Consider the following 1,582-nt stretch of genomic DNA (forward strand, 5'->3'; position numbering starts at 1 on the left):
CTTGATGAATGGCTGCGCCATTCATCAGGGCTGGATATTGCTTGCAATCAGTGGGGAAGCCCTTGTAGTTTGAATTCAGCGGACCAGCCAGCGCAGCTGGCGCAGGTCCGCTGCAATGAAAGGTTAAGGCGCATTGTCACTCGCCCCACACAATCTTGATCGGCTCAGAACCTTCCGGCACATAAACCATGAAGTGATTTCCAGGCTGTTCATCGAGTCCATCGAAGAATACAACCCACCGTCTTTTTGATTTGTCGAAACACACCGAGGTCTGCTGAAATAGTGCGAGATTTACTCGTTGTGAACTTGCTGCAGTAGACGCAAGAGCTATTGCCTTCAAGTGGGTGAGGCGGGTCTTATCAGTAACCGGAGTAGTGCGGCCTAAAGCACAGTCCCATGGAGCGGAGGATGCTGCCAAACCATACTCTGGCACTAACACTAGCGCAGCAGAAACAACGATCGCTGAAGCGACAGCCCGCACAATATGCGCCTTAACGTTTGAATTCAGCGGACCAGCCAGCGTAGCTGGCGCAGGTCCGCTGCAATGAAGGGTTGGGCGTCATTCGCCAAGCCTTATCAAAATTTTGCGGCAGGAAATTTGGATGCAACCGTCCGCCAAATAGATGTATGTGACGCCACCTTCGGACGGCCTCCAGTAGTTGATGTTTCCAGCGGAGAAATTACTCTCCAATCGCTCGAAGTCAACAATCTTTGATGCGTGAGTAACGCCTTCAAAATCAATCTCAGCTGCCACACGCTTGGATGAGTCTTCCGAAGGGAAGAACTCCACCTCGACCAAGACGCGCTTTGCGCAGTAGTCATATGACATACGCCGCAGCCTTGCATCATGAAGCTCAATTTGTTCTGGATTCATGTGACCACTGTTCGCCTATGACGCCCAACGTTTGAGCTCAGCCGACCAAGCCAGCATAGCTGGCGCGGGTCGGCTGCAGCGATAGGTTATGGCGCGGCGCGCACAATGACTCGTCGTTGATCTTTTCGCCACGTGACCGCACCACTCCGCGCTGTATCACAAGATTTATCTCCCGCTTGTAAATAGGTGCACCAACCTGATTGCGACAAAGATAGTCAATTCGGGCGGTAAATGTTCCGCTCAACCAATCAGCCAATGCGGGATCAGGTAGGTTTGGGAATATGGATTTCAATGGAATACCGCCACCGCACCGATAGAGGCCGGTCAGCCAAATCTTGTCATCCAGAAGCTTGAACTGCCCAACAGGTCCGCCAATTGCGGAACAACTTTCTGCTCGGCGCGCGCTACGAAGCTCTTCCGAATCTGGTAATTCCAGCCAGCAGCATTTTTCTGGAAAGATCTGTCCCGCTTTTGAGTCAATGACAAGCTGATCGTGAAGGGGTTCTGTTGCTGAAGCCACAGGCATCAAGTACCAGAGAGCCAACAAGATTGCGAATTGCAGGAGCCTATTCATCTCGCGCCATAACGAATGAAAGGGACTTCCCCGTCCCGAGCGGCCCGCAATAAGCGGGAAACGGCAACGAGTGCCACGATGGGGTTGCGAAATCTCATCAACTGACTCGAAAGGGGAAGTCCATGGCCATTGTG

2 protein-coding genes are annotated in these 1,582 nt (G+C 52.3%); both read right to left on the reverse strand.

Features of this window, described 5'->3' with window-relative positions; all coding sequences use genetic code 11:
- Nucleotides 1–559: 559 nt before the first annotated feature.
- A complete protein-coding gene (locus I7X39_RS22930) occupies nucleotides 560–874 on the reverse strand; it encodes a hypothetical protein (RefSeq protein ID WP_198113687.1) in 315 nt (104 codons plus the stop codon).
- Between the two features lie 37 nt (nucleotides 875–911).
- Nucleotides 912–1,582 (reverse strand): hypothetical protein (locus tag I7X39_RS22935; RefSeq protein WP_232352148.1); only part of this gene is annotated, 671 nt, incomplete at its 5' end.

It is taken from the genome of Inhella proteolytica, assembly GCF_016093275.1.
Classification (GTDB): Bacteria; Pseudomonadota; Gammaproteobacteria; order Burkholderiales; family Burkholderiaceae_C; genus Inhella; species Inhella proteolytica.

Excerpts from the sequence above, each read along its gene's own strand:
- I7X39_RS22930 (WP_198113687.1), bottom strand. The coding sequence starts at position 874 with ATGAATCCAGAACAAATTGAGCTTCATGATGCAAGGCTGCGGCGTATG.